The following is a 22,986-nucleotide window of genomic DNA, read 5'->3' on the forward strand; positions in this document are numbered from 1 at the left end:
TGGTGCCTACCCGGGCGGGCCGGGCTGTTCGACGCGGACGGCGACCAGGCAGGTGTCGTCGTCGGTGTCGGCCGGGCTCAGTTCCAGCAGCAGGTCCAGGTAGCGCTCCAGGTCGGGGCCGGGGCGCCCGGCGGCCCGGATCAGGTGGTCGACGGACTCCTCGACCGGGCGGTCCCGGCGTTCGACCAGGCCGTCGGTGTAGAGCAGCAGGACGTCCCCCGGCTCCAGGCGGGTCGTGTACTCCTCGTACTCGGCGTCCGCCAGGGCGCCGAGCAGCACGCCGTGCGGCAGGGGCAGCACCTCGGCGCCGTCCGGGCGCAGCCTGATCGGCGGGAGGTGGCCGGCCCGGGCCCAGTGCAGCGTGCCGTCGTCGGGGCCGAGCAGCGCGCACACGGCGGTGGCGGTCACCTGGCCCGGCTCGCGCATGGCCACGGTGTTGACCCACTCCAGCAGCCGGGCCGGGCCCGCACCGGTGACGGCCAGCCCGCGCAACGCGTGCCGGAGCGCGACCATGCCGGTGGCCGCGCCGACCCCGTGGCCGGCCACGTCCCCGACCGCGAGCAGGACCTGTCGGTCCGGCAGCACCAGCACGTCGTACCAGTCGCCGCCGACCCGCTCGCGCTTGGCCGCGGGCCGGTAGCGGACGGCGGCGCGCAGGCCGGTGGCGCCGAGCGGGGGCGGGTCGGCGGGCAGGATCGCCTGCTGGAGCCGCAGTGCCAGCTGTTCGCGCTCGGCCGACTCCTGCTCGCTGTCGGCCAGCCGCTCCCGGGTGGCACCGAGCGCGACCTCCGTCCAGTGCTGCGCCGACACGTCGTGGTAGGCCCCGCGGACGGCGCTCAGCGCGCCGTCCGCGTCCAGGACCGGTTCGGCCACCACCCGGGTGTAGCGCTGCGTGCCGTCCGGGCGGACCAGCCGGAAGACGGCGGAGGCGGTGCGTCGGCGGTGCTGGACGGTGTCCAGCAGGCGTCGGACGGCGGGCTCGTCGTCCGGGTGGACGTGCCGGGCGAGGCGCGCCAGCGGGACGGCCGGGGCGTCGGGCGGCAGGCCGAACAGTTCGGACAGGCCCGTGTTCCAGAGGGTCCGGCCGGTTGCCGGCCGTTCCTCGAACCCGGCGACCCGGGCGAGGCGCTGGGCCTGGCGCAGCAGTGCGGTCTGGTCGGGCTCGCCGGGCCGGTCGGCGTCGCGCTGCCAGCCGAGCAGGAGCCGTCCGTCGAGCGGGGCGACGGCGATCCGCAGGGCGGTGGGCTGCTCGATGCCGCCGCCCTGGAAGACCAGGTGCAGGCGGTCGTCGGTGACGGGCTCGCCGGTTTCGTGGGCCCGCAGCAGCGGTGCGAGCAGCCCGGTGGCGCAGGCCAGCGGGTAGGTCTCCAGCAGGGAGGTGCCGTCCAGGCCGCTGCGGGGGCGGCCGAGCGGGTCTCGGAACGCCCGATTGGTGCGCAGGATGGTGAAGTCGACGGCCCGTCCGTCGCGCAGGACGGGGGCGAGCAGCAGGGCCGGGGTGAGCAGGCTGTCGAGGAGGTCGGCCTGCCGGTCCGGGGGGACGGCGGGTTCGGGGTCGCCGAGGACGGTGGCGCAGAGGTCGGCGAGGGCCCGGAGCTGCCGGCGCTGGGGGGTGCCGAGAGCGGGGCCCGGGACGGAGCCGGGGGCGGGCGCGGGCGCGGGCCAGAGCACTTCGAGCGCGCCGCGCCGGCGGCCGTTGCCGATCAGCGGGAGGACGGCCCGGGGCGTGCCGGGGCCACCGACGCGGGGGCCGGGCGGTGACGGGTCGTCGGGCCAGTGCTCGTCGCCGGTGGCGAGCGCCTGCTGGGCGGGGGTCGGGACGCCGGGCGGCACCCGGCTCCAGGCCTCGGCCTCCTCGGCCGGCAGCCCGGCGTGGGCGGCGAGCGCGAGGGCGCCGGCGGGCAGCCGCTGCCAGACCAGGACGGCGTGGGCGCCGAGCGGCGCGGCGCCCTGCCGCAGCACGGCCTCGACGGCGCCGGCCAGGTCGGGCACGGCGGCGAGGGCCCGGACGGAGGGCGGCGGCCCGGTCGGCGCGGTCGGCGGCGATCCGGTCGGCGCGGGCCGCTTCGACGGCGCAGGCGGCTCGGACGGTTCGGACGGCTCGGACGGCTGGGACGGTTCGGCGCCCTCGGGCGGCGGGGCCGGGCCCGGCGTGCCCGGCTCGGCGGAGCGGCCGACGACGTCGGCGGCCAGGGTGACGACCGGTACCCCGGCCTCCCCGGCGAGCCGGGCCAGCCGGGCGGCCGCCTCGGCGGGCGGCACCGTCAGCCGCTCGGCGAGCATCCCGGTGGCGAGGTCGACGAGCGCGCGGGTGCCCTCCTCGGCGCGCATCCGGTCGGCGGCCTGCTGGAGCCGCCGGACGGCGCCCGCGAGCTGCCGCGCGACAGTGTCCCCGGTCTCCCCGGCCTCGGGGCGATCGGGGTCGCGCAGGGTGCCGCCGGACGGATCGGCGGTCATGACGCGCCCAGCCAGTGCCGCATCCGCTCCAGCAGCAGCGTGGTGTCCACGGGCTTGGTGACGTGGTCGTCGGCACCGGCCGCGAGACTCTTCGCCCGGTCGCCCGCCATGGCCTTGGCGGTGACGGTGACCACCGGCAGGCGGGCGAAGCGCTCGTCGGCCCGGATGGCGGCGATGGTGGCGTAGCCGTCGAGGCCGGGCATCATCACGTCCATCAGCACCAGGTCGGTCTCCTCGTGGCGGCGCAGCAGGTCGAGGCCGGCGCGGCCGTCGGCGGCGTGCAGGACGGTCAGGCCGTGCTGTTCGAGGGCGGCGGCCAGGGCGAAGACGTTGCGGATGTCGTCGTCGACGATCAGCACGGTGCGCCCGGCGAGCGGTTCGTCGGCGGGGTCGCCGGGCCCGGTCGGCTCGGTGGCGGCGGGGTGGCGACCGCCGAGCAGCGTGATCAGGCGCTCGCGCAGTCCGTCGAGCCCGGAGAAGACTTCGAGGCGGTCGACGGCGGTTCCGCCGCGCGCGGCGGGGTCGCCGTCGCCGTGGTAACCGAGGACGGGCGTGCTCTCGGGGAGGGCCGTGAGCAGCACGGGGGCGAGGTCGGCGGTGTGGGCGAGGTCGACGACGGCGCACCGGTAGGGGCCGTCGGCGATGGCGGCGCGCAGTGCGGGTTCGTCGCCGGCGCAACGCAGTCCCGCCGGCGGGTCGTCGCCGTGGGCCTCGGCGGCGGTGCGGGCGAGGAGGGTGAGCAGGCCCGGTGGGTCGGCCTCGGCGACCAGGACGCGGGCCTCGGCGGCGGGGGCGGCGGCGGGCCGGTCGCGGCGGGCGAGCGGGAGGTAGAGGCTGAAGCGGCTGCCCCGCCCGGTGGTGGAGCGGACGGTGATGGTGCCGCCGAGCAGGCGGGCGAGTTCGCGGCTGATGGACAGGCCGAGTCCGGTGCCGCCGTAGCGGCGGCCGGTGGTGCCGTCGGCCTGCTGGAAGGCGCCGAAGATGCTGTCGAGGTGGGCGGGGTCGATGCCGATGCCGGTGTCGTCGACGTGGAAGGCCACCCCGGCCTCGGTCCGGCCCAGCTCGGCGGGCAGGACGGCTGAATCGACGCGTTCGATGCGCAGGTCGACCCGGCCGCTGTCGGTGAACTTGATGGCGTTGGACAGCAGGTTGCGCAGGACCTGGCGCAACCGCGCCTGGTCGGTGACGAGTTCGGACGGGACGGTGTCCGCGACGGTGATCCGGAAGGCGAGGTCCTTCTGGTCGGCGAGTGGTTTGAAGGCGGACTCGACGTAGGCCAGCAGGTCCCGGACGGCGAAGGGTTCAGGAGTGATCTCCATCTTCCCCGCCTCGACCTTGGAGAGGTCCAGGATGTCGTTGATCAGCTGGAGCAGATCGGAGCCGGCCGAGTGGATGACACCGGCGTACTCGACCTGTTTGGGCGTGAGGTTGCCGGCCGCGTTGCGGGCGAGCAGTTGGGCGAGGATCAGCAGGCTGTTGAGCGGGGTGCGCAGTTCGTGGCTCATGTTGGCCAGGAACTCCGACTTGTACATCGAGGTGAGACTCAACTGGCGGGCGCGTTCCTCCAGCTCCTGCCGGGCCTGTTCGATCTCCAGGTTCTTGGCCTCGATGTCGCGGTTGCGGTCGGCGAGTTGTCCGGCCTTTTCGGCGAGTTCGGCGTTGGAGCGCCGCAGTTCCTCCTGGCCGTCCTGCAACTCCTCGGAGCGGGCCTGCAGTTCGCCGGTCAGGCGCTGGGACTCGCCGAGCAGCTCGTCGGTGCGGGCGTTGGCAAGCAGGGTGCCGATGTTGACGCCGCAGGCCTCGGTGAACTGCTCCAGGAAGTCGCGGTGGACGGCGCTGAACGGGTGGACGGAGGCGAACTCCAAGACGCCGAGCAGCCATTCCTCCAGGGCGATCGGCAGGATCACCACCGAGCGGGCGTGGGTGGCGCCGGCGCCGGAGGCGATGGTGGCGTAGTCGGGCGGCAGGCGGTCCAGGGTGACGGTGCGCCGGGTACGGGCGGCCTGGCCGACCAGCGACTCGCCGAGCCGTACCCGTTCGGGGGCGGCGGCCCGCTCGGCCGGTCGGCCATAAGCGCTGATCCGGGTCAGCGTGGTGGCTTCGCCGTCCTCCTCGGCGAGGTAGAAGGCGCCGTACTGGGCGCCGACCAGCGGGGTCAGTTCGTCGGTGATCAGCTCGGCGACGGCGCGGATGTCGCGTTTGCCCTGCATGGCGGCGGTGAAGCGGGCGAGGTTGGTCTTCAGCCAGTCCTGTTCCTGGTTGGCGCGGGTGGTCTCGCGCAGGGACTCCACCATGAAGTTGACGTTGTCCTTGAGGTCGGCGACCTCGCCGGAGGCGTCCACAGTGATCGAGCGGGTGAGGTCGCCCTCGGCGACGGCGCTGGTGACCTCGGCGATGGCGCGGACCTGCCGGGTGAGGTTGCCGGCGAGTTCGTTGACGGTCTCGGTCAGCCGCTTCCAGGTGCCGGAGACGCCCTCGACCTCGGCCTGGCCGCCGAGCCGTCCTTCGGTGCCGACCTCCCGGGCGACCCGGGTCACCTCGTCGGCGAACGAGCCGAGCTGGTCGACCATGGTGTTGACGGTGGTCTTGAGCTCCAGGATCTCGCCGCGCGCGTCCACGTCGATCTTGCGGGTGAGGTCGCCCTCGGCGACCGCCGTGGTCACCTGGGCGATGTTGCGCACCTGGCTGGTGAGGTTGTGCGCCATGAAGTTGACGTTGTCGGTGAGGTCCTTCCAGGTCCCGGCGACGTTGGGCACCCGGGCCTGGCCGCCGAGGGTGCCCTCGGTGCCGACCTCCCGGGCCACCCGGGTCACCTCGTCGGCGAACACCGAGAGGGTGTCCACCATGGTGTTGATCGCCCCGGCGAGCGCCGCCATCTCGCCCTTGGCCTCCACGGTGATCTTCCGCGAGAGGTCGCCCCGGGCGACGGCGGTGGCGACCTCGGACATCGAGCGGACCTGGCCGGTGAGGTTGGAGGCCATCACGTTGACGTTGTCGGTGAGGCCCTTCCAGGTGCCGGAGACACCGCGCACGCGGGCCTGGCCGCCGAGGTTGCCCTCGGTGCCGACCTCGCGGGCGACCCGGGTCACCTCGTCGGCGAACGCCGAGAGCTGGTCGACCATCGTGTTGATGGTCTCCTTGAGCAGCAGGATCTCGCCGCGCGCGTCGACCCGGATCTTCTGGGTGAGGTCGCCCCCGGCGACCGCCGTGGTGACCTCGGCGATGGCGCGGACCTGGGCGGTGAGGTTGTCCGCCATCACGTTGACCGACTCGGTGAGGTCCCTCCAGGTGCCGGAGACGTCGCGGACGTCGGCCTGGCCGCCGAGCCGGCCCTCGGAGCCGACCTCCCGGGCGACCCGGGTCACCTCGTCGGCGAAGGCGGACAGCTGGCCGACCATGGTGTTGACGGTGTTCTTGAGCTCCAGCAGCTCGCCGCGCGCGTCGACCTCGATCTTCTGGGTGAGGTCGCCGCGGGCCACCGCCGTGGTCACCTGGGCGATGTTGCGCAGCTGGCGGGTGAGGTCGCCCGCCATCGCGTTGACGGCGTCGGTGAGGTCCAGCCACGTTCCGGCCGCGCCGGGGACATGGGCCTGCCCGCCGAGCCGGCCCTCGGAGCCGACCTCCCGCGCCACCCGGGTCACCTCGGAGGTCACCCGGGCGAGCTGTTCCACCATGCCGTTGAACACGGCGGCGATCTCGCCGGGCACACCCGGCAGGTCGGGCCCGAGCCGGGTGCGGAAGTCGCCGTCGCGGACCGCCGTCAGCCCGGCGAGCAGTTGCCGCAGGACCTGGTCGGGCTGGTCCGCCCGGCCCGCGCCGGCCGCCGGCGTGCCGCCCGGCACCTGGTGCTCGTCCATCCGTCCACCGTCCGGATCGACCGCACGGCCGGATCGCCGACGGAGCGGCACCGACCGCGGGGAGCGGCGGCGCCGCCCCGCCTCCCACTGTGCCACCGTCCCGCGGCGGGGACACGTGGGGCGGGCGGTCCGGTACTGGTTCGCCCCCGGCTCCGCGGGTAGACGCGGGCGGCAGGAACGGGGGAAGCGGAGAGGAGCACGGCCATGCCCCGAGGATCGAGCCCCAAGCGGGAGCGCCAGTACGAGCACATCAAGGACAGCGCGCTGGATCGCGGCGAGAGCGAGGAGCGGGCCGAGGAGATCGCCGCCCGGACGGTCAACAAGGAACGCGCCCGGCACGGCGAGTCGAGGACGGCGAGCCGCAGTTCCATCCACGACATGTCCTCCGGCCGGCGCGGCGGGCAGCGCTCGCACCGGGGCGCCGGCGGGCCCACCTACGACCAGCTGTACAACGAGGCCAGGCAGCGCGGCATCAAGGGACGCTCGAAGATGAACAAGCGCGAGCTGTCCCACGCGCTCGGACGGTGAGGGCCGTACCGATGAGGACCGTGAGGTGTGACATGACGCTTCCGACCGTTCCGCCACCCGGGAATCCGGACACCGAGCCGTTCCCGCACCCGCATCCGCACCCGAATCCCGTGCCGGGGCCCGAGCCCGATCCGGCGCCGCCCCCGGTGCCGCCGTTCCCGCCGCCGGACCCCGACCCGGGCCCGCCGACCGCGCCGCGGCCGGCCGGCTGAGCGGCCACCTGGGGCCCGAAGTGCGGCTCAGCCCGCCGACCCGCGGCGGTCCAGCGGCGACGGCACCTCCAGCCAGACCGACTTGCCCGCGCCCTCGGGCCGCGAGCCCCAGGCGCGGGCGAGTCGGTCGACCACGCGCAGCCCGTGCCCGCCCGGCTGCCCCGGGCCGGCGGGCGGGCGCAGCCGCGGCGGTACCGGGCTGGCGTCGCTGACCTCGACCCGCAGCCGGACGGTGTCCCAGCGCAGCCGCAGTTCGCGGGGGCCGCCGGGGGCGTGCAGGCAGGCGTTGGTGACGAGTTCGGAGACCATCAGCAGCACGTCCTCGAAGACGGCCAGCTGCTCGTCGTCGGGCCAGTGCTCGCCGTCGACCGCCAGCCAGTGCCAGTCGAGCAGCGCCTGGCGGCTGAAGTCCCGTGAGCGTTGCACCGCGCCGTCGGTGCCGCCCAGCGGCAGCCGTCGGGTGTCGTCCGTGTCCGGCGCCGCGGTGGGCTCAGGGCCGGTGGTCACGGCTCTCACGTCCCCGCCGGACCGGCTGGACCGGTTGGACCGGTTGGACCGGCCGGCCCGCCGCCGGCCCGCAGCGCGAGGGCGACGCCGGGGTGGACCCGCAGCGCGGTGTCCGGCCCCTCCCCCGTGGCGCCGGGTCTCCGGGTCGTCTCGTCCATGGCCCGCGTCTGCCCTGCCACGGCCCGGCTACACAAGCGGCGTGCCCGGGTCGGAGGATGATCCTGAAGGGGGCACGGAACGCGCGGGAGGGGCGCGGCGGACGGGACGGAGAGGGGCCGGATGGCGGCGGGAGCGACCGGGCCGGACGACACCGGCCCGCACCGGACCGGGCGGCAGGAGACGCCGGAGGAGCGTGCGGACCGCCGCTGGACCGATCTGCTCCAGGAGGTGCGGGTCGCGCAGACCGGCTCCCAGGTCCTGTTCGGGTTCCTGCTGAGCGTCGTCTTCATGCCGCGCTTCACCCAGTTGGAGCAGTTCGACCGGAATCTCTACGTCGCCACCGTGGTCCTGGGCGCGCTCGCCACCGGTTCGCTCACCGCGCCGGCCGCCTACCACCGCCTCCTGTCCGGGCGCCGGCTGAAGCCGCAGCTGGTCGACGCCGCCGCGCGGCTGGTCGGGGTCGGGCTGGTGCTGCTGGCGCTCACCATCGGCTCGGCGCTGCTCCTGCTGCTGCGGGAGGCGGTCGGCGGCGCCGCGGCCGGCTGGATCGCGGGCGCGGTGATGGCCTACTTCGCGGTCTGCTGGCTGCTCCTGCCGATGCTCCACCTGCGCCGCCGGGACGGCCGGGACAGGCGCCCGCCGACGGGCTGAGCGGCCGGGGCGCGGTGACACCCGCGCCCGCACGTTTCACTCCCGCACCTTCGGCAAGACGCCCAGCATGACAACCCGCAGCGATCCGCCGTCACGCACCGCAGTCGTCACCGTCGCCGTCGCCGGGCCCGGGCCGGACGCCGGACCGGTGGACGGCACCGCCCCCGAGGCGTGCGAGGCCGTCGCAGCCCGTGCCGAAGAGGGATTCGGCCCGGTCCACGGGCGGGTGGACGGCGCCTTCGCGGGGGTCGTCACGCCGTTCGCGGACGCCGCCGCCGCCGAGTTTCGCCGGGTCGCGGAGCTCACCTACCTTGGGTGTGTGAACGGCACCCGAGCCGCGCTGCACCGGATGCTGCCCCGTGCCCGGGGCACTGTCGTCCAGGTGGGCCCGGCCATCGCCCACCGGGGTATCCCCCCGCGGAGCGCCCACGGCGAAGCCGAGCACGCCGGCGGCCGCGCGGCGGCCATCGTGTCGTCCGACGCCCTCGCACCCGGCCCGCCGGCCTGCTGCCTGCCCCGCACCGGCCCATCGGCGCGGCCGGCGGACGGGCCACCGTCCGCCGAGGACCGCGTCCGGCCGTGGAGACCGGCCGACGGCGGGCGCGGCCTGCGACCGTGGGCCGGGCGGCGCCTCGGCCACCGCGACCCGTTCGCGCCCGCCCGCGGGTCGCGGGGGTGCCGGCCATGACCGCGCACCCGACCCCCTGGAGGGTGCCCACCGTCGGCGTGGAGGAGGAGTTCCTGCTGGTCGACCGCGGCACCCGGCTGCCGCTCGCGCGTGGGCCCCAGGTGCTCGCGGCGGCTGCCTCGGTGGTGGACGACCAGGTACAGCCGGAGATCTTCCAAGTGCAGGTGGAGACCTCCTCCCGCCCCGCCCTGCGGCTCAAGGAGCTGGCCGACGACCTCGCGCGCCTGCGCGCCGTCCTGGTGGCGGCAGCCGCCGACGCGGACTGCCTGCTGGTCGCCGGCGGGACGCCGGTGCTGGTCGGGCCGGGGCCGGCGTTGCTCACCGACAACCCGCGCTACCGCTCGATGGCGAGCCGCTACCCGGCGGCGACCGACGGCTACCGCGGGGCGCTGTGCGGCTGCCACATCCACCTGGGCACGCTCGAACGCGCCCTGGCGCTGGCCCTCGGCAACCGGCTGCGGCCCTGGCTGCCGGTGCTGCAGGCGCTCGCGGTAAACTCGCCGTTCGACGGGGGCCGGGACAGCGGGTTCGCCAGCTGGCGGGACGTGCGCTGGTCGCGCTGGCCCACCGTTGGTGCGGCGCCGCTGGTGGACGAGCGGGGCTACGAGCGGCGCGCGGACGCCCTGGTCGCGGGCGGGACGCTGCTCGACCGCCGGATGATCTACTGGTACACCCGGCCGTCCGAGCACCTGCCGACGCTGGAGGTACGGGTCGCCGACGCCAACGCCGACCTGGGGACGGTGGTGCTGCTGGCCGGGCTGCTGCGCGGGCTGGGCGCCGTCCTGCTCGACGAGGCCCGCGCCGGACTGCCCCCGCCCGCCGTGCCGCACGGCCGGCTGGCCGCCGCCCACCGCAGGGCCGCGCAGACCGGCCCGGTCGGTGAGGGCATCGACCCGTTCACCGGGTGGCCGGTGGCCATGCCGGACCTGGTGGACCGGCTGCTGGAGCGGGCCGCGCCGGGGCTGTCCGCCGCCGGCGACCTGGCCGCCGTCGAGGCCGGGCTGGACCGGCTGCGCCGGCTGGGCAGCGGCGCCGACCGTCAGCGCCGGTGCCTGCGGCTGCGCGGACGCCCGCAGGCGGTGGTCGACGACCTGGCCCGGCTGACCGCCTCCGCCCACCCGTCCGGCTGACGCCCGGGGCGGGCGCCCCGGGCTCGGTACGTCAGGTGCCGCTCGGGCGGCAGAACTCCGCCCGGAGCAGGTCGGTGAAGACGCCGATCGGGTCGTCCCAGCCGCCGTCGGTCCAGTCGCCGTTGGTATTGACGGCGAGCCGCCGTCCGCCGTCGCGGGCCCCGTAGGCGTAGGACCACGATCCGAACAGCGCGCCGCCCATGCCCCAGACCGTCTCCCCGCAGGGCAGTGCCACCGAGGACACACCGAGGCCGTAGGCGGCGCCGGGGATCCAGTCGCGGGTGGGCACGGTGGTCAGCATCTCGCGCAGCCGGTCGGGTGGCAGCAGCCGTCCGCCCAGCAGGGCGCCGAGGAAGCGGTTGAGGTCCCCGGCGGTGGAGATCATGCCGCCGGCCGCCCAGAAGACGGAGGAGTCGAACTCGGTCGCGTCGTGGACCGGCGCGCCGGGGTCGGTCCGGAACAGCTTGGTGTAGTGCCGGGAGTGCGGCCCGCGGATCACCGGGTCGTCGCCCTGCGGCAGGTAGGTGCCGGTCAGGCCGAGCGGGCGCGCGATCCGCTCGTCGATCTCCTCGGCGAGTCCGCGGCCGGTGACCCGTTCGACGATCATGCCGGCGAGCACGTAGTTGGTGTTGGAGTACGCCCACCCCGAGCCCGGCACGAAGACGGGCGGACGGGCCATGGCGGTCCGCACCAGTGACTGCGGGGTGTGGGTGGGCCGGCGGTTCAGCTCTTCCCGGTCGTCGGTGTAGTTGAAGATCCCGCTGGTGTGGTTGAGCAGCATCCTGACGCTCACCGTGGAACCGTCGTACCCGTGGCCGCCGACCACCCCGGGCAGCCACCGCTGTACCGGGTCGTCCAGGCGCACTCGCCCCTCGGCCACGAGGTGGAGCACCACCGTGGCCACGAAGGTCTTGCTGATGCTGCCGATGCGGAACCGGTCCTGGGGCGAACGCCCGCGACCGGTCCCGGTGTCGGCCGCTCCCGCCGTGCCGAACCACGACCAGTCGCCGTGGCGGACCTCGGCGAGGATGCCCGGCAGGCCGCCCAGCGTCACGGCCCGGTCGAGCAGGCGCTGGACGGCTTCGTGGCGCCCGGCCCCGGAGGCCGGCGCGGACACCGCGCTCACCGGTCCGCTCCGTCGCTCGCCCGCGCGGCGCGGTCCGCCAGCTCGGCCCGGTCCACGCCGGCCAGGGCGAGCGCGCGGGGCACCGTGCCGATGCGGGCCTCCAGTATCCCGAGCAGCAGGTGCGCCGACCGCAGGTCCTTCTTGCGGGCGGTGGCGAAGCTCCGCTCCAGCGCCAGCTTGGCGGACGCGCCCAGTGCGGGGTCCTGGATGGCGGGGCTCGCCGCCGGGAGGTCGCGCACGGCCGGATCCACGCCGACCAGGCTCAGACTGTGCTCGAACTCCCGGTCCAGCGCCGTGCGGACGGCGCCGCGGTCGAGCCCGGCCGAGGCCAGCAGCCGCTGCGCGGTGGAGCCCTGATCGGCCGCCAGCGACAGCAGGAGGTGCTGGGCGTCCACCGTCGACGACCCGTCCGCGCGGGCCTCGTCCGTCGCCCGCAGGATGACGGCGTGCAGGTACTTGTCGAACGCGCTCAATCCGCGCGCCTCCTCAGTTCGACCCCGGCGGCGATGAGCCGCTTGGCGTGCTTCTTGTGGACGGCCTGGCGGGTGACCCCGAGCGCCTCGGACACCTGCGGCCAGCTCCAGCCCGCGCGCATCGCCTGCTCCACGGCGGCGTTCTCCAGCTGATCGGCGAGGCGCCGCAGCGCCACGACGGCCGCCAGGCTGTCGGCGGGCTCCGGAGGGAGGGGGTTCTCTGCGACGGGCATGCAAGCAACTCTAGTTGACTAATGGAGATAGTCAACCCGAGTTGCTTACACGCCCGGGATGCGGCCGGCCCCCGCGGTCACCCCGGCGCGCCGGGGTGAGTGAAGGCGCGCATGCGCCGGGCGAAGGAGCGCCGGGGCGGGGTCAGGCGATCGGCCGGACGGGCGGCCGGGGGCCGGCGGCGCGAGCGGCCGGTCGAGTGGGCCTCGGTCCGGCGGGCACGCCCACCGAGGGCGCGCAGCTCCTCCGGGGTGGCGGCGGTGCGCAGCGCGGGGAAGAGCCGGGCCTCCTCGTCACCCGCGTGCCGGGGCACCTGCTCGATCACCCGGGCCGGCGGGCGGTCAAGGGTGGAGCCGGCACGGGAGGGCACGGATCGGGGCGGCCGCACCGGGCGGACGCTCCCGGGCAGCGGAGAACCGTCCCAGTGGGTGCCACCCGGTGGCCGACCGGCGCCGCCCGGGATTGCATGGGAATCCCCGATCCCCTGCTCCGGGAGGCAGTCGTGTACGAGATGTGGGCCGAGTCCGATCCGGCGGTGGAGCCGACGGGCCTGGTGTGGCACGTGGTGTCGAAGGACGACGCGTCGACGGCGCTCTGCGGACAGCTGCTGGAGCTGTCGCGCCGGGTGGTCCCGAACGGCCTGGACGGGCCCGCCGGGGTCCCGGACCGCTACTGCGATCCGTGCCTGGTCACGGTGCGCGAGACCATGGCGGCGGCCGCCGGCTGACGATGGGGCGGGGGCGTGCACCGAATGTCACACGCCCCCGCCCCACCGCGGGCCGGAAGCCGGCTAGGGAAGCGGTACGGCGTCCAGGCAGGGATGCCTGGCGCTCCCGGCGGGCGCGGTCAGGACGGTGGCCACCTGGCCGGCGATCTCCACCCGGAGGCCGCCGTCGGCGCTCGCCCACACCGGGCCCCCGCCGGGCCCCCGGGTGTCCGTGCGGTGGACGACGACCACGGCCGGCGGCACGTGTCCTCCGGTTCTGAGCGGCAGGGTCACCGCGTAGCGGCGGTACGGGTCGGTCATGGCCCGCCTCCTCGGGTTCGGCCCCCGCCTGTCGATTGTCCGCACGACGGGCCGGAGCGCACCTCGGGGCGGCGCCGCGCCGGTCGGGGCCGGGCGCGCGGGCGGACGCGGCGGACCCCGCGGTGACTCATCCCGCGTCCGGTGCCGGCCGGGCGCCCGGCCGGTTGTGGGTGTGGTCGGTCAGATGGCGGGCGACCGTGCCCAGGTCGGTCTCCAGCCGTTGGGCCAGCCGGGCGAGCAGCATCAGCGCGGTGTGCGGCGCGACCCCGTGGCGTTCCATCACCACGCCCATGGCCAGCCCCGTGGTGTGGCGGCGGTCCAGCAGGTCGGCCACCGTGCGGACCAGCGCCGAGCGGTCCAGGGCGATCGACGACTGGAGCGCCAGCGCCGCGATCAGCCGCAGGACCGGGGCGTCGGGCTCCTCCGCGGAGAGCAGGTAGGCGCTGAAGGCGGTGCACCCGTGCGGGTGGGTGCGCAGGTGTGCGGCGACCACCGTGCGGATGCCGCAGCGGCGGGCCCGGTCGGTGAACCGCCCCGGCCGTCCCGGTTCGATCCGCACCACGACCCGTCCCTCGCCCTGGGCACGGAGCCGTGACAACGGTCCCGCCCCGGCCTCGGCCTGCGCCCGTTCGAGTGCCAGGAGCTGCGGTGATCCCGCCGCCAGCGTGTGCACCGACCCCTCGTCGTGCCAGGTGCTCACCGCCGCCCCCACGCAGTCCGGCAGGACCACCCGGGCGAGGTGCAGCACGTCGCCCAGCGTCGAGGACGACCGTGACCGGACCTGTTCCCGGGCGGCCAGCTCGCCGAGCTCCGCCAGAAGGCTCTCCGGGAGCGTCGCATCCGCGGCCGTCCGCCGGCCCGGCTCGGTGGGGGGCTGCCCGGTGTGTCCGTCCTGCCCCGCGTCGAGCAGTTCCCGGGCCCGGGCCATCGCGCGGACGGCATCCGCCTCCCCGGTGTAGATCCCGATGGTGTAGCCGATGTCGCGCAGCCTCCGGCGCGCGTCGGGCGACCGGTCCCCGGCCAGGGCGTCGTGCTCGGCGACCAGCCGCCGCAGTTCCGCGACATCCACCATGGACACGGCCACCTCCAGGTCACGTCCGCACAGCATGCCCACGAGGCGACAGGCCGTCACGATCGGGCGACATGGAGTAGCCGAGTGGGTGCACGATCCTCGCGCGCCGCCCGCGGTCGCGAGCGGAGCGGTTCAGCCCGAGAGGACGACGGCCGGCGCCGGCCGGCCCTCCACCAGCGACCGGGCGGCGTCGGCTACGCCCGTGCCGCTGCGCCGGGCGTGGCCGCGGAGCGCCTGGAAGGCGACGTCCATGTCCAGGCCGCCGGCCTCGGCGAGCACGCCCTTCGCCTGTTCTCCACCTCGACGTCAGGCCCTGTCCCGGTGACGATCCGGCGGCGTAGGAGGCCCGGCTGCGCGCCCTGGGCGCCATCGACCCCGGCGGTGTCGACCGGTCCGCGATCTCCTGACGGTTCTGGCCGACCGGGAGGACGACGAGTTCTGCCCCCTGTCCCCGAGCCGAGCCGGGAGCGACCGCGCCGCCGGGGTGGCCCCGGCACCGGGCGGCGGCCGGGTCATGGGCAGAATGGCCCGCATGAAGGTCATCGAGCATGCCCACTTCGGACGTCTGGAGACCGGCGCGCTCCGCGAGACGGACGTCGTCTGGCGGAACACGCTGCAGCTGGGGGACGACGGGGTCGACGTCCTGCTCTGGGCCGGACCGTCCAGCGAGCCGTCGGCCGGGGAACTGGACGGCCTCGCCGCGCGCCTCACGCACCTGCCGGCCCTCGACGCGGCGGCGCGTGCGGCTCTGCGAACGCATCTGCGCGAGGACCGCTCCTTCATCGACTTCCACGTCGAGGAACTCGACGGCGGCGAGACGGTCGGCCGGCTCGTCCGGGCGGCGGAAGGCGGGGAGGTCGGGGCGGACGCTTTTGTCGCGGCCATGCGCCTGAGCGGCGTCGGGCTCTGGCTGGGCGACCTGTCCGACAGGTCCGCGGTGGTCCTGGACTACGTGTTCGAACCCGATCTCAGCGACCAGATCCTGGCGGTCAGGACGACCCCGCAGGGGGCGGTGACAGCCGTCGGCTGGGAGAGCTGACCGGAATCGCTCGCTGCCCGCCCCGGCCGGCGCGGGCTCGGCCGCGGTGGGTGCGGTCAGGTCGGCCGCCGGACGGCGGCCGCCGTCCGGTACCCCGGCGCGGGGCCGGGGCACCGGGCCGCGTACCGGTCAGCAGCCGGCCGTGACGTTCCCGCAGTAGATCCAGCCGGTGGCCGGGTAGGTAACGTAGTACCACTTGTTGTGGACCGTGTTGTACTGCCAGTACTGCCAGTAGATGTCGTCGTTGAACTTGGTGTTCACGACGACCGAGCAGCCGGCGGTGTCGCAGGTGCGGATCGGTCCGCCCTTCGACTTCGTGTATCCCCCCGACGCCGCGGACGTCCGGGTGTCCTGCGGCGCGGACGGCGGCGCCTCGCGCGTGACGGCGGAGGCCGGGACGGCGACTCCGGCGGCCAGGGTGGCTCCGAGCGCGATCGCGGTGAGCAGTCGACGGGTACGCATGGTCGTTGACCCTTCCGGTGCGGTGAGTGAACGGTGTGGTGCGGGGCGTGCGGGGCGTCCGCCTCTGCTCGCGGGCGCTCGCGGGCGCCGAGCCCGCGCCGCACGGTGCGGCTCGGCACCCGGCTCCTGCTGGGGCCTTCTGTACGACGCGGGCTCGGGAACAGAATGGCCTCGGGGCCCGGCCGGCATCTTGTACAAACACGCACCGGCCCGACGGACACACGTGAACAGCGCGGCCCGCTGCCGCGGGGGGACAAGGAGGCGTGATGGCAGGGGTGTTCGACGACGGTACGGACGGCGGGGGGACGACCGCGGAGAACGTCGCGCGGCGACCCCCGGCATGGTTGAACGGCCTGGTGATCCGCTACCGCGGCTACCGCACCCCCTGTCCCCGCCCGCTCAAGGTCATGCTTCCCTCCGCCCGCGTCGCGCTGCTGCTGGGCTGGGGCGATCCGGTGATCGTGCACGGTGACCGGACGGGCGGGACGGACCGGGCCCACCGGTACGCGATGGTCGCCGGACTGCGCACGGATCCGCTGCTGGCCGGCTTTCCCGGGGCCGGCTACGCGATCGAGGTCGAGTTCACGCCGATGGGGGCGCATCGCTGCCTGGGACTTCCGGTGCACCACCTCACCGGGGCCGTGCCGGATCCGGACGACGTGCTGGGCCCCGGCTGGACCGCGCGCACCACTGAACGGCTGGCCGGGGCATCCCGCTGGGAGGACCGCTGGGCCGTCCTGGACGCCGCCCTCGCGTCCCGGATGGCCGACGCCCCGGTGGTCGCGCCGTTGGCGGCCGAGGCCTGGCACCTGCTCTGGTCCCGGCACGGGGCGCTGTCCGTCGGGGAGCTGTGCCGCTTCACCGGGCGCGGCAACCGCCGCCTCCAGGCCGTGTTCCGTGAGAGCGTGGGCATCCCGCCGCAGAGCCTGGCGCGGGTCATCCGCTTCCAGTACGCCCTGAAGTACCCGGCAGGGCAGTACCGTTCACTGGCCGAGCTGGCGGCGCTGTGCGGCTATCACGACCAGGCGCACATGAACCGGGACTTCCGTGCGCTGTCCGGTCACACGCCGGGTCGCCTGCTCGCCCTCACTCGGGACCGCCGCGCGGCGCCCGGCCCGCGTGCCTGTATGAGCGACTTCTTCACCGAGATGACCGCCGGCCTTCCCGGCAGCCTCCCGTCATGACCGCGGTCGCCGCGCCCGACCGGATCGCCCGGAACGGTCCGCCGGCGTCGATCACTGCGCCTCAGCCCGGGTAGACGGCGCGCACGTTGTCCTGGGCCGGGCGGGTGGCGGCGGCCGGGCCGGCGGCGAAGGCCCGCAGCACGTTCTCGGTGACCTGGCGGGTCATCGCGCCGGTGCGCCCGTCCAGGCCGTGGTTGACGCCGGGGGTGGCCGGGCCCTCGGCGTCCAGTGACTCGACCCAGCGCATGGTGCCGCTGGCGAACACGGCGGCGCCGGAGGGGTGGGTGTAGTACGCGGTGTCGGCGTGGGCGCGGCGGCCGTCGCAGACCACCGGCGAGTGGGAGACGATCTCCAGCGGGCGGGGGAAGGAACGGGCGGCGTCGACGGTGTCGTACTCGACGCCCACCAGGTGCTCGAAGGAGTCGCCCGCCGCCACGCCGGTGCCGGCGAACACCCAGTGCCCGGGCGAGGTGACGACGTACGGCGCGTCGACCGGGTAGCCGTCGTACAGCAGGCCGAGCAGCGAGCTCTCGGGGTCGGCGCCGGGGGCGAGGCGGTAGTCGGTGGTGGCCGGGCCGCCGGCCAGGTAGCCGGGGTCCCTGGCCCAGTCGCCCTTCCAGCAGGCCATGACGCGGTCCTCGCCGAGCGGGGACGGCTGGTAACGCACGCGCCGGTAGCAGCAGTTGGCGCCGAGCACGGCCAGGTTGGTGCCGGCGTCGCGGGCCGCGGTGACCGCCGCGCGCTGCTCGGGCGACCAGTACTCGTCGTGGCCCGGCGACAGGACGGCGTGCGCGCCGTCGAGGACGCCGGGGCGGCGGTGCACGTCCGCCCCGGTGAGGTAGGACAGCGGCAGGCCGAGCCGTTCGGCGAGCGCGACCAGCGGCGCCTCGTAGACGAGGAACAGGCCCGCGCCGTCGTAGTCCAGGTAGGGCCGGTCGAAGCTCACCTCCAGCGACCGGGTGGCCAGCCCGCCCGACGGGCCGTCGTACAGGTCGTGGCCGCCCCACTGGTTGTACGCCTGCCAGGTGCCGACCGCGTTGACGATCACGACGGTTCCGGCGGTGCTCGCCGAGCGGATCGTCAGCGGCACGTAGCGCTGGCCCGCGCCGCCGTCGGCGTCCAGACGCAGCAGGTAGCTGCCGGGCGGCCAGCCGGTGGTGTCCAGCTCGGTGGACGGCTGCCAGGCGGTGGTCACCGTGCGGGTGACCGGGTCGACGGCGGCGCGCGGCTGGCTGGTTCCCGCCACCGGCCCGGAGCGCCAGACCAGGCGGGCGCGCGCACCGCCGTACCAGCCCATGCGGTAGGCGCTGACGCGGAAGCCGGGGGCGGTGGTGGACACGTGCAGGCGCACGCGTTCGCCGGGCAGCGCGCTGGCCTGCGCGGTGTAGCCCTCGACGGCGTCCGGCGGGCCGGCGGCGGTGATCCGCCAGTCGGCGTCGCCGGGCAGGGCGTTCTCGGCGGCGGCGGGCGAGGCGGAAGGGGCGGAGGGAGCGGAGGGGGCGAGGGGGGCCGAGGGAGGTGCGGCGGTGGGCGAGCGCGTGCACGCCCCGGCCGCCGCCGCGGCGGCGAGCGTCAGCCCCAGGAACCGCCGCCGCCCCGCCACCCCGTGCTGCCCGTCCATACGCCCTCCGTACCCTCGCCGCCCGCTGACCGGCCGTCAGGAGAAGGATGCGCGAGGGCGCGCCGACCGGGCGGGAGCGACACCGCGGGGCCCTCGCACGGGAGGATCACGGCGGCACGGTGTCGTGGACGGGGAAGGCGTCGCCGGCACCGGTGAGTTCGAGGACACGACGGACCAGGGGCCGGGGGCGGGCCAGTTCGATCCGGCTGTCCTGGGCGGCCGCGCGGCCGGCGGCCTCCAGCAGGGTGCTGACACCAGTGGAGTCGCAGAACGCCAGGTCGCGGCAGTCGATCACGACGACCGTGCCGGGGACGGCGAGCGCGCGGTCCAGGGCCTGGCGCAGCACGGCGACGGAGTCCAGGTCGAGTTCGCCGCGCAGGGCGAGGACGCTGCCGTGGGCCCACGGCCGGGCGTGGACGGTGAACGCAGCGCCTTCGTCCGGGGCGGTCCGGGCGGCGTCCGGGGGTCGGGGCCGGCTGCGGGTCATGGCGCCTCCTTCGGTTCCGATGTCCCCCGCAGCGCGGTTAACCGCTGCGGGGGGGCCGGAAACGCCCGGCGGGGCGCCGGTTCGCGGAACCGGTGCTCAGCCCGGCTCGGGCAGGCCGTCCGCACCGCCGTCCGCCGTCCGGTCGTCCAACTGCTCGCGCAGGTGGGCGAGGGTCGCGGAGAGCAGCCGCGAGACGTGCATCTGCGAGACGCCGATCCGCTCGGCGATCTCGGACTGCGTCCGGTCCTCCCAGAAGCGCAGCTTGAGCACCACCTGCTCGCGGTGCGGCAGCCGTCCGAGCAGGGGCCGGACGGCGGTGCGGAACTCGGCCAGCTCGATGCCGGGGTCGCGGGAGCCGAGCCGGTCCAGCAGCGCGCTGCCGGTCTCGTCGGCGTCCTGCTCGCGCAGCGCGTCCAGCGAATCGGTCCGGTAGACCCGGCCGGCGACCAGGCCCTCGACGACCTCGTCGACGGTGAGGCGCAGTTCCTCGGCGATCTCCTCGGGGTGCGGGAGCCGGCCGAGCCGCTGCTCCAGCCGGTCCGAGCCGCGGGCCACGGTCAGGTAGGACTCCTGCATCCGGCGCGGGACGCGGACCGGCCAGGAGGTGTCCCGGAAGAACCGCTTGATCTCACCGGCGATGGTGGGAATGGCGTAGGTGACGAACTCGACCCCGCGCCCCGGATCGTAGCCGTCGACCGCCTTGATCAGGCCGACGGTGCCGACCTGGAGGATGTCGTCCATGTCCTCCGGGCGGTGGCGGAAGCGCCCGGCGATGAAGCGCACCAGCGGCATGTTGAGTTCGATGATGGTGCCGCGGACGTAGCTGTGGGTGTGCGTCTCGCGGGGCAGCCCGGCGAGCCGCCCGAAGAGCGCGTCGCTGAGTTCCCGGGCCTCGGTCTTGCCCATGACCCGCAGCTGCGCCTCGGTGGGGCGCGGGGGCAGGTCCGGCGGCAGGCCGTGCGGCGTCGCCCCGTCCGGCCGGGTGCGGGGAGCGGTCGACGGGGAGTGCGGCGGGCCGGCGCGGGGGCCGGCGTGGGGTGTCGGAACGGACACGGCGGTGCTCCAGGACAGCGGGAACGGCCGGCGGTGGTACGCCCACGGCCGCTCCGTTGGTGTTGGTACCCAGTACGGGGTGATTGATGCCGATGTGTATCGGTTCACTGTCCGCGACCGCCCCACCGCCGCCGTTCTCCCCGGCCGGTCCGCCGCTGCCGGGGCGGGTGTTCGGTGGTGCCGTGGAGCGTGTTCGGTGGTGCCATGGAGGTACGGACGTCCGGGGCCCGCCCCGGCCCCGCACCGTGCCAGGGAGGCCGCCGTGGAAACCGCCGTGGGGGACCGCGTCGCCGTGTGTTCCCCGCCGGCCGACGGGCCCCGGCCGTGACCGCCGCGCCCGGCACCCGCACCCGTGGGCTGACCGGCGCCGAGGCCGCGGCGCGACTCGCCGGGCACGGCCGCAACGAGGTCGCCGCCGACCGCCGGGTGCCGCTGCGGTCCCGGGTGGCCGCCCAGTTGCGCGACCCGCTGATCACGGTGCTGATCGCGGCCGTCGCGCTGACGCTGGCCATCGGCGACCACCCGGACGCGGTGGTCATCGCGCTGGTGATCGTGGTGAACACCACCGTGGGCGTGGTCCAGGAGGTCCGGGCGGAGAGCGCCGTGGCGGCGCTGTCCCGGCTCTCCGCCCCCGCCGCCCGGGTGGTGCGCGACGGCGAGCCGCACAAGGTGCCCTCGGCCGAGGTCGTCCCGGGCGACGTGCTGGCGCTCGCCGAGGGGGACATCGTTCCGGCCGACGCCCGGATCCTCGAGGCCGCGGCGCTGCTGCTCGACGAGTCGATGCTGACCGGCGAGTCCCTGCCGGTGGCCAAGCAGCCCGCCGGCGCGCAGCCCGATGGCGGCACGCCCGCCGACGGGGAGCTGTGGGCGGGGACGGTCGTCCTGCGCGGCCGGGCCCTGGCCGTCGTCACCGCCACCGGCGCGGACAGCGCGCTCGGACGGATCGCCACGCTGCTGCGGCCCCGGCCCGAGCCCACCCCGCTCCAGCGGCGGCTGGCCGGACTCGGCCGAGTGCTGGCGGCGGTGGCCGTCGGTCTGTGCGTGCTGGTCTTCGTCCTCGGTCTGCTCCGCGACCAGCCTCCGGGCGAGATGGCGGTGACGGCGATCAGCCTCGCGGTCGCCGCCGTGCCGGAGTCGCTGCCCGCCGTCGTCACGCTCGCGCTCGCGCTCGGCGCGCGCCGGATGGCCGCCCGCCGCGCGGTGGTCCGGCGGCTGCCGGCCGTGGAGACGCTCGGCTCGGTCACCGTGCTGGCCACGGACAAGACCGGCACCCTCACCGAGGGCCGGATGGTGGTCGAGCGGCTGTGGACCCCGCACTCGACGGCCCGGGTGACCGGCCTCGGCTACGGGCCCGCCGGCGAGGTCCGGCTCGACGGGGAGCAGCTCGACGGGCCCACGGGCGGGGACCGGCTCGACGGGGACCGGCTCGACGGGGACCGGCTCGACGGGGACCGGCTCGGGGCGGCCCCGGCGGAGGAGACCGAGGCCCTGCTCACCGCCGCCGTCCTGTGCAACGACGCCGCGCTGCGCCCGCCGCCGGACGGGGACACCGAGTGGCGGGCGCTCGGCGATCCCACCGAGGCCGCCCTGCTGACCGCCGCCGGCAAGGCGGGACTGGACCACGAGCAGCTGCGGACGGCCCTCCCCCGGGTCGCCGAGGTACCGTTCGACAGCGGGCGCAAGCGGATGAGCACCGTCCACCGCAGGCCCGACGGCACCCTGCTGGTCTGCCTCAAGGGCGCCCCGGAGGCCGTCCTGGACCCGCGCGTCCTGGCCGAGCCGGCCCAGCTGCTGGAACGGACCCGCCGGGCGGCCGCGGAACTGGCGGCCGAGGGCTTCCGGGTGCTCGCCGTGGCGCAGCGGGACGTCGACCACCTGCCCGACCCGCCGGAGGACGCCGAGCACGGCCTGCGTCTGCTCGGCCTCACCGCGATGGCCGACCCGCCCAAACCCGCCGCGGCCACCACCCTGGCCGCCTGCCGCCGCGCCGGCATCCTGCCCGTGCTGATCACCGGGGACCACCCGGCCACCGCCCGTGCGCTGGCCGTCCGGGTCGGCCTGTTGGAGGCCTCCGCCGGACCCGGGGCGGTGGCGACCGGCCGGGAGCTCGCGACCGGCGCGGTCACCGACCCGACCCGCGCCCGGGTGTTCGCCCGGACCGACCCCCGGCAGAAGCTCGACATCGTCCAGGCCTGGCGCGGCCGGGGCGCCGTCACCGCGATGACCGGCGACGGTGTCAACGACGGCCCGGCCCTGCGGAGGGCGGACATCGGCGTGGCGATGGGCCGGCGCGGCACCGAGGTCGCCCGCCAGGCCGCCGACCTGGTCCTCGCCGACGACGAACTCGTCACCGTGGTCGGCGCGGTGGAGGAGGGCCGCCGGGTCTACGACAACATCCGCCGCTTCCTGGTCTTCGGCCTGTCCGGCGGCGGGGCCGAGATCCTGGTGATGCTGGCCGGCCCGCTGTTCGGCCTCGCACTGCCGCTGCGCGCGGGCCAGATCCTCTGGATCAACCTGCTCACCCACGGCCTCACCGGCGTGGCCATGGGCGCGGAGCCGGTCTCCCCCGGGGCGATGACCCGGCCGCCGCGCCCGCCGGACCAGCACATCCTCGGCTCCGGCGTGTGGCAGCGGGTGCTGTGGCTGGGCCTCGTCGTCGCGGCCGCCTCGCTCGGCGCGGCGCTCTGGGCCCGCGACGGCGACCGCCCCTGGCAGAGCGTGCTGTTCCTCGCTCTGCTGACCGCCCAGCTCGGGGTCGTGCTGGGCCTGCGCGAACGGCTGCTGACCCGCGCGAACCTCTTCCTCCCGCTCGCCGTCCTCGCCTCCGCCGGGCTCGCGGCGGCGGCCCTCTACCTGCCCTTCCTGCGCGATGTGCTCGACACGGTGCCGCTCACCTGGTCCGACCTGGCCGCGCCGGCCCTGGTCGGTGTCGTCGGCTTCGCGGCCGCCCGGCTGCGCCGGCACGAGGGCTGACGGCCCGGCCGACCGCCGACGGACGTCGGACGGTCGACCGGGGGGTCGG

General features: G+C 75.8%; 21 protein-coding genes and 1 pseudogene. 8 read left to right on the forward strand and 14 right to left on the reverse strand.

The window, feature by feature from the left end:
• Positions 1-6 precede the first annotated feature (6 nt).
• On the reverse strand, positions 7-2,457 hold the full coding sequence (locus ACFVVU_RS09800) for a PP2C family protein-serine/threonine phosphatase (RefSeq protein WP_387789016.1): 2,451 nt from the start codon (positions 2,455-2,457) through the stop codon (positions 7-9).
• Positions 2,454-6,314, reverse strand: coding sequence for a HAMP domain-containing protein (locus ACFVVU_RS09805; protein WP_387789018.1), 3,861 nt, complete (start codon positions 6,312-6,314; stop codon positions 2,454-2,456). The genes ACFVVU_RS09800 and ACFVVU_RS09805 overlap by 4 nt, the downstream gene beginning before the upstream one ends.
• Before the next feature lie 204 nt (positions 6,315-6,518).
• On the opposite strand from ACFVVU_RS09805, the gene ACFVVU_RS09810 reads away from it, so the two are divergent.
• Positions 6,519-6,842, forward strand: coding sequence for a plasmid stabilization protein (locus ACFVVU_RS09810; RefSeq protein WP_380684105.1), 324 nt, complete (start codon positions 6,519-6,521; stop codon positions 6,840-6,842).
• A 239-nt stretch (positions 6,843-7,081) separates the two neighbouring features.
• Here the strand turns inward: ACFVVU_RS09810 and ACFVVU_RS09815 are convergent, their stop codons facing one another.
• A complete protein-coding gene (locus ACFVVU_RS09815; protein ID WP_380684106.1) occupies positions 7,082-7,561 on the reverse strand; it encodes an ATP-binding protein in 480 nt (159 codons plus the stop codon).
• A 279-nt stretch (positions 7,562-7,840) separates the two neighbouring features.
• Between ACFVVU_RS09815 and ACFVVU_RS09820 the strand changes: the two genes are divergently transcribed.
• The 3 genes from ACFVVU_RS09820 to ACFVVU_RS09830 all read left to right on the forward strand — a co-directional run bounded on the left by ACFVVU_RS09820 (position 7,841) and on the right by ACFVVU_RS09830 (position 10,189).
• Positions 7,841-8,371: a DUF6328 family protein gene (locus ACFVVU_RS09820; protein ID WP_380684108.1), complete on the forward strand. Its 531-nt coding sequence runs from the start codon at positions 7,841-7,843 to the stop codon at positions 8,369-8,371.
• A gap of 67 nt (positions 8,372-8,438) precedes the next feature.
• Positions 8,439-9,059 carry an SDR family NAD(P)-dependent oxidoreductase gene (locus ACFVVU_RS09825; RefSeq protein ID WP_387789020.1) on the forward strand — a complete coding sequence of 207 codons (621 nt, stop codon included), beginning with the start codon at positions 8,439-8,441 and terminating at the stop codon, positions 9,057-9,059.
• Positions 9,056-10,189 (forward strand): YbdK family carboxylate-amine ligase, encoded by a 1,134-nt coding sequence (locus ACFVVU_RS09830; RefSeq protein ID WP_380684110.1) that lies wholly within the window; start codon positions 9,056-9,058, stop codon positions 10,187-10,189. The genes ACFVVU_RS09825 and ACFVVU_RS09830 overlap by 4 nt, the downstream gene beginning before the upstream one ends.
• Positions 10,190-10,220: 31 nt before the next feature.
• Here ACFVVU_RS09830 and ACFVVU_RS09835 read toward each other — a convergent pair whose 3' ends face one another.
• The 4 genes from ACFVVU_RS09835 to ACFVVU_RS09850 all read right to left on the reverse strand — a co-directional run bounded on the left by ACFVVU_RS09835 (position 10,221) and on the right by ACFVVU_RS09850 (position 12,389).
• Positions 10,221-11,315: a serine hydrolase domain-containing protein gene (locus ACFVVU_RS09835; RefSeq protein ID WP_387789021.1), complete on the reverse strand. Its 1,095-nt coding sequence runs from the start codon at positions 11,313-11,315 to the stop codon at positions 10,221-10,223.
• Positions 11,312-11,788: a Clp protease N-terminal domain-containing protein gene (locus tag ACFVVU_RS09840; RefSeq protein ID WP_380684112.1), complete on the reverse strand. Its 477-nt coding sequence runs from the start codon at positions 11,786-11,788 to the stop codon at positions 11,312-11,314. Before ACFVVU_RS09840 ends, ACFVVU_RS09835 begins: the two co-directional genes overlap by 4 nt.
• Positions 11,785-12,021, reverse strand: a complete 237-nt coding sequence (locus ACFVVU_RS09845; protein WP_380684113.1) for a hypothetical protein — start codon at positions 12,019-12,021, stop codon at positions 11,785-11,787. Before ACFVVU_RS09845 ends, ACFVVU_RS09840 begins: the two co-directional genes overlap by 4 nt.
• Positions 12,022-12,098: 77 nt before the next feature.
• Entirely contained in the window at positions 12,099-12,389 is a 291-nt protein-coding gene (locus ACFVVU_RS09850; RefSeq protein ID WP_387789022.1) for a hypothetical protein, read from the reverse strand.
• A gap of 132 nt (positions 12,390-12,521) precedes the next feature.
• Here ACFVVU_RS09850 and ACFVVU_RS09855 point away from each other — a divergent pair, with 132 nt between their 5' ends.
• A complete protein-coding gene (locus ACFVVU_RS09855) occupies positions 12,522-12,746 on the forward strand; it encodes a hypothetical protein (RefSeq protein ID WP_380684115.1) in 225 nt (74 codons plus the stop codon).
• A gap of 63 nt (positions 12,747-12,809) precedes the next feature.
• Here the strand turns inward: ACFVVU_RS09855 and ACFVVU_RS09860 are convergent, their stop codons facing one another.
• From ACFVVU_RS09860 to ACFVVU_RS09870, 3 genes and pseudogenes are all read right to left on the reverse strand, one after another.
• On the reverse strand, positions 12,810-13,046 hold the full coding sequence (locus ACFVVU_RS09860; RefSeq protein ID WP_380684116.1) for a DUF6296 family protein: 237 nt from the start codon (positions 13,044-13,046) through the stop codon (positions 12,810-12,812).
• Positions 13,047-13,173: 127 nt separating this feature from the next.
• Positions 13,174-14,118, reverse strand: a complete 945-nt coding sequence (locus ACFVVU_RS09865; RefSeq protein WP_387789023.1) for a DUF5133 domain-containing protein — start codon at positions 14,116-14,118, stop codon at positions 13,174-13,176.
• Between the two features lie 132 nt (positions 14,119-14,250).
• Positions 14,251-14,400: pseudogene (locus tag ACFVVU_RS09870) on the reverse strand (ANTAR domain-containing protein); the annotation flags it as partial.
• Positions 14,401-14,650: 250 nt separating this feature from the next.
• On the opposite strand from ACFVVU_RS09870, the gene ACFVVU_RS09875 reads away from it, so the two are divergent.
• Entirely contained in the window at positions 14,651-15,157 is a 507-nt protein-coding gene (locus ACFVVU_RS09875) for a DUF2004 domain-containing protein (protein ID WP_387789024.1), read from the forward strand.
• A 129-nt stretch (positions 15,158-15,286) separates the two neighbouring features.
• On the opposite strand, the gene ACFVVU_RS09880 is transcribed toward ACFVVU_RS09875, so the two are convergent.
• Entirely contained in the window at positions 15,287-15,619 is a 333-nt protein-coding gene (locus ACFVVU_RS09880; protein WP_380689220.1) for a hypothetical protein, read from the reverse strand.
• 266 nt (positions 15,620-15,885) lie between these two features.
• Here ACFVVU_RS09880 and ACFVVU_RS09885 point away from each other — a divergent pair, with 266 nt between their 5' ends.
• On the forward strand, positions 15,886-16,803 hold the full coding sequence (locus ACFVVU_RS09885) for a helix-turn-helix domain-containing protein (RefSeq protein WP_380689222.1): 918 nt from the start codon (positions 15,886-15,888) through the stop codon (positions 16,801-16,803).
• Between the two features lie 61 nt (positions 16,804-16,864).
• Here the strand turns inward: ACFVVU_RS09885 and ACFVVU_RS09890 are convergent, their stop codons facing one another.
• The 3 genes from ACFVVU_RS09890 to ACFVVU_RS09900 form a co-directional block, all read right to left on the reverse strand.
• Positions 16,865-18,424 carry a N,N-dimethylformamidase beta subunit family domain-containing protein gene (locus ACFVVU_RS09890; RefSeq protein ID WP_380689224.1) on the reverse strand — a complete coding sequence of 520 codons (1,560 nt, stop codon included), beginning with the start codon at positions 18,422-18,424 and terminating at the stop codon, positions 16,865-16,867.
• A 106-nt stretch (positions 18,425-18,530) separates the two neighbouring features.
• The gene (locus ACFVVU_RS09895; RefSeq protein ID WP_387789027.1) at positions 18,531-18,911 is read right to left on the reverse strand and encodes an STAS domain-containing protein; all 381 of its coding nucleotides are present in this window, start codon (positions 18,909-18,911) and stop codon (positions 18,531-18,533) included.
• 96 nt (positions 18,912-19,007) lie between these two features.
• Positions 19,008-19,964 carry an RNA polymerase sigma factor SigF gene (locus ACFVVU_RS09900; RefSeq protein WP_387789029.1) on the reverse strand — a complete coding sequence of 319 codons (957 nt, stop codon included), beginning with the start codon at positions 19,962-19,964 and terminating at the stop codon, positions 19,008-19,010.
• 324 nt (positions 19,965-20,288) lie between these two features.
• On the opposite strand from ACFVVU_RS09900, the gene ACFVVU_RS09905 reads away from it, so the two are divergent.
• Positions 20,289-22,937 (forward strand): cation-translocating P-type ATPase, encoded by a 2,649-nt coding sequence (locus ACFVVU_RS09905; RefSeq protein ID WP_387789031.1) that lies wholly within the window; start codon positions 20,289-20,291, stop codon positions 22,935-22,937.
• Positions 22,938-22,986 lie beyond the last annotated feature (49 nt).

Source organism: Kitasatospora sp. NPDC057965 (assembly GCF_042887135.1).
GTDB lineage: Bacteria > Actinomycetota > Actinomycetes > Streptomycetales > Streptomycetaceae > Kitasatospora.

Excerpts from the sequence above, each read along its gene's own strand:
- ACFVVU_RS09800 (WP_387789016.1), bottom strand. The coding sequence starts at position 2,457 with ATGACCGCCGATCCGTCCGGCGGCACCCTGCGCGACCCCGATCGCCCC.
- ACFVVU_RS09805 (WP_387789018.1), bottom strand. The coding sequence starts at position 6,314 with ATGGACGAGCACCAGGTGCCGGGCGGCACGCCGGCGGCCGGCGCGGGC.
- ACFVVU_RS09810 (WP_380684105.1), top strand. The coding sequence starts at position 6,519 with ATGCCCCGAGGATCGAGCCCCAAGCGGGAGCGCCAGTACGAGCACATC.
- ACFVVU_RS09820 (WP_380684108.1), top strand. The coding sequence starts at position 7,841 with ATGGCGGCGGGAGCGACCGGGCCGGACGACACCGGCCCGCACCGGACC.
- ACFVVU_RS09825 (WP_387789020.1), top strand. The coding sequence starts at position 8,439 with ATGACAACCCGCAGCGATCCGCCGTCACGCACCGCAGTCGTCACCGTC.
- ACFVVU_RS09830 (WP_380684110.1), top strand. The coding sequence starts at position 9,056 with ATGACCGCGCACCCGACCCCCTGGAGGGTGCCCACCGTCGGCGTGGAG.
- ACFVVU_RS09845 (WP_380684113.1), bottom strand. The coding sequence starts at position 12,021 with ATGCCCGTCGCAGAGAACCCCCTCCCTCCGGAGCCCGCCGACAGCCTG.
- ACFVVU_RS09860 (WP_380684116.1), bottom strand. The coding sequence starts at position 13,046 with ATGACCGACCCGTACCGCCGCTACGCGGTGACCCTGCCGCTCAGAACC.
- ACFVVU_RS09865 (WP_387789023.1), bottom strand. The coding sequence starts at position 14,118 with ATGGTGGATGTCGCGGAACTGCGGCGGCTGGTCGCCGAGCACGACGCC.
- ACFVVU_RS09875 (WP_387789024.1), top strand. The coding sequence starts at position 14,651 with ATGAAGGTCATCGAGCATGCCCACTTCGGACGTCTGGAGACCGGCGCG.
- ACFVVU_RS09880 (WP_380689220.1), bottom strand. The coding sequence starts at position 15,619 with ATGCGTACCCGTCGACTGCTCACCGCGATCGCGCTCGGAGCCACCCTG.
- ACFVVU_RS09885 (WP_380689222.1), top strand. The coding sequence starts at position 15,886 with ATGGCAGGGGTGTTCGACGACGGTACGGACGGCGGGGGGACGACCGCG.
- ACFVVU_RS09890 (WP_380689224.1), bottom strand. The coding sequence starts at position 18,424 with ATGGACGGGCAGCACGGGGTGGCGGGGCGGCGGCGGTTCCTGGGGCTG.
- ACFVVU_RS09895 (WP_387789027.1), bottom strand. The coding sequence starts at position 18,911 with ATGACCCGCAGCCGGCCCCGACCCCCGGACGCCGCCCGGACCGCCCCG.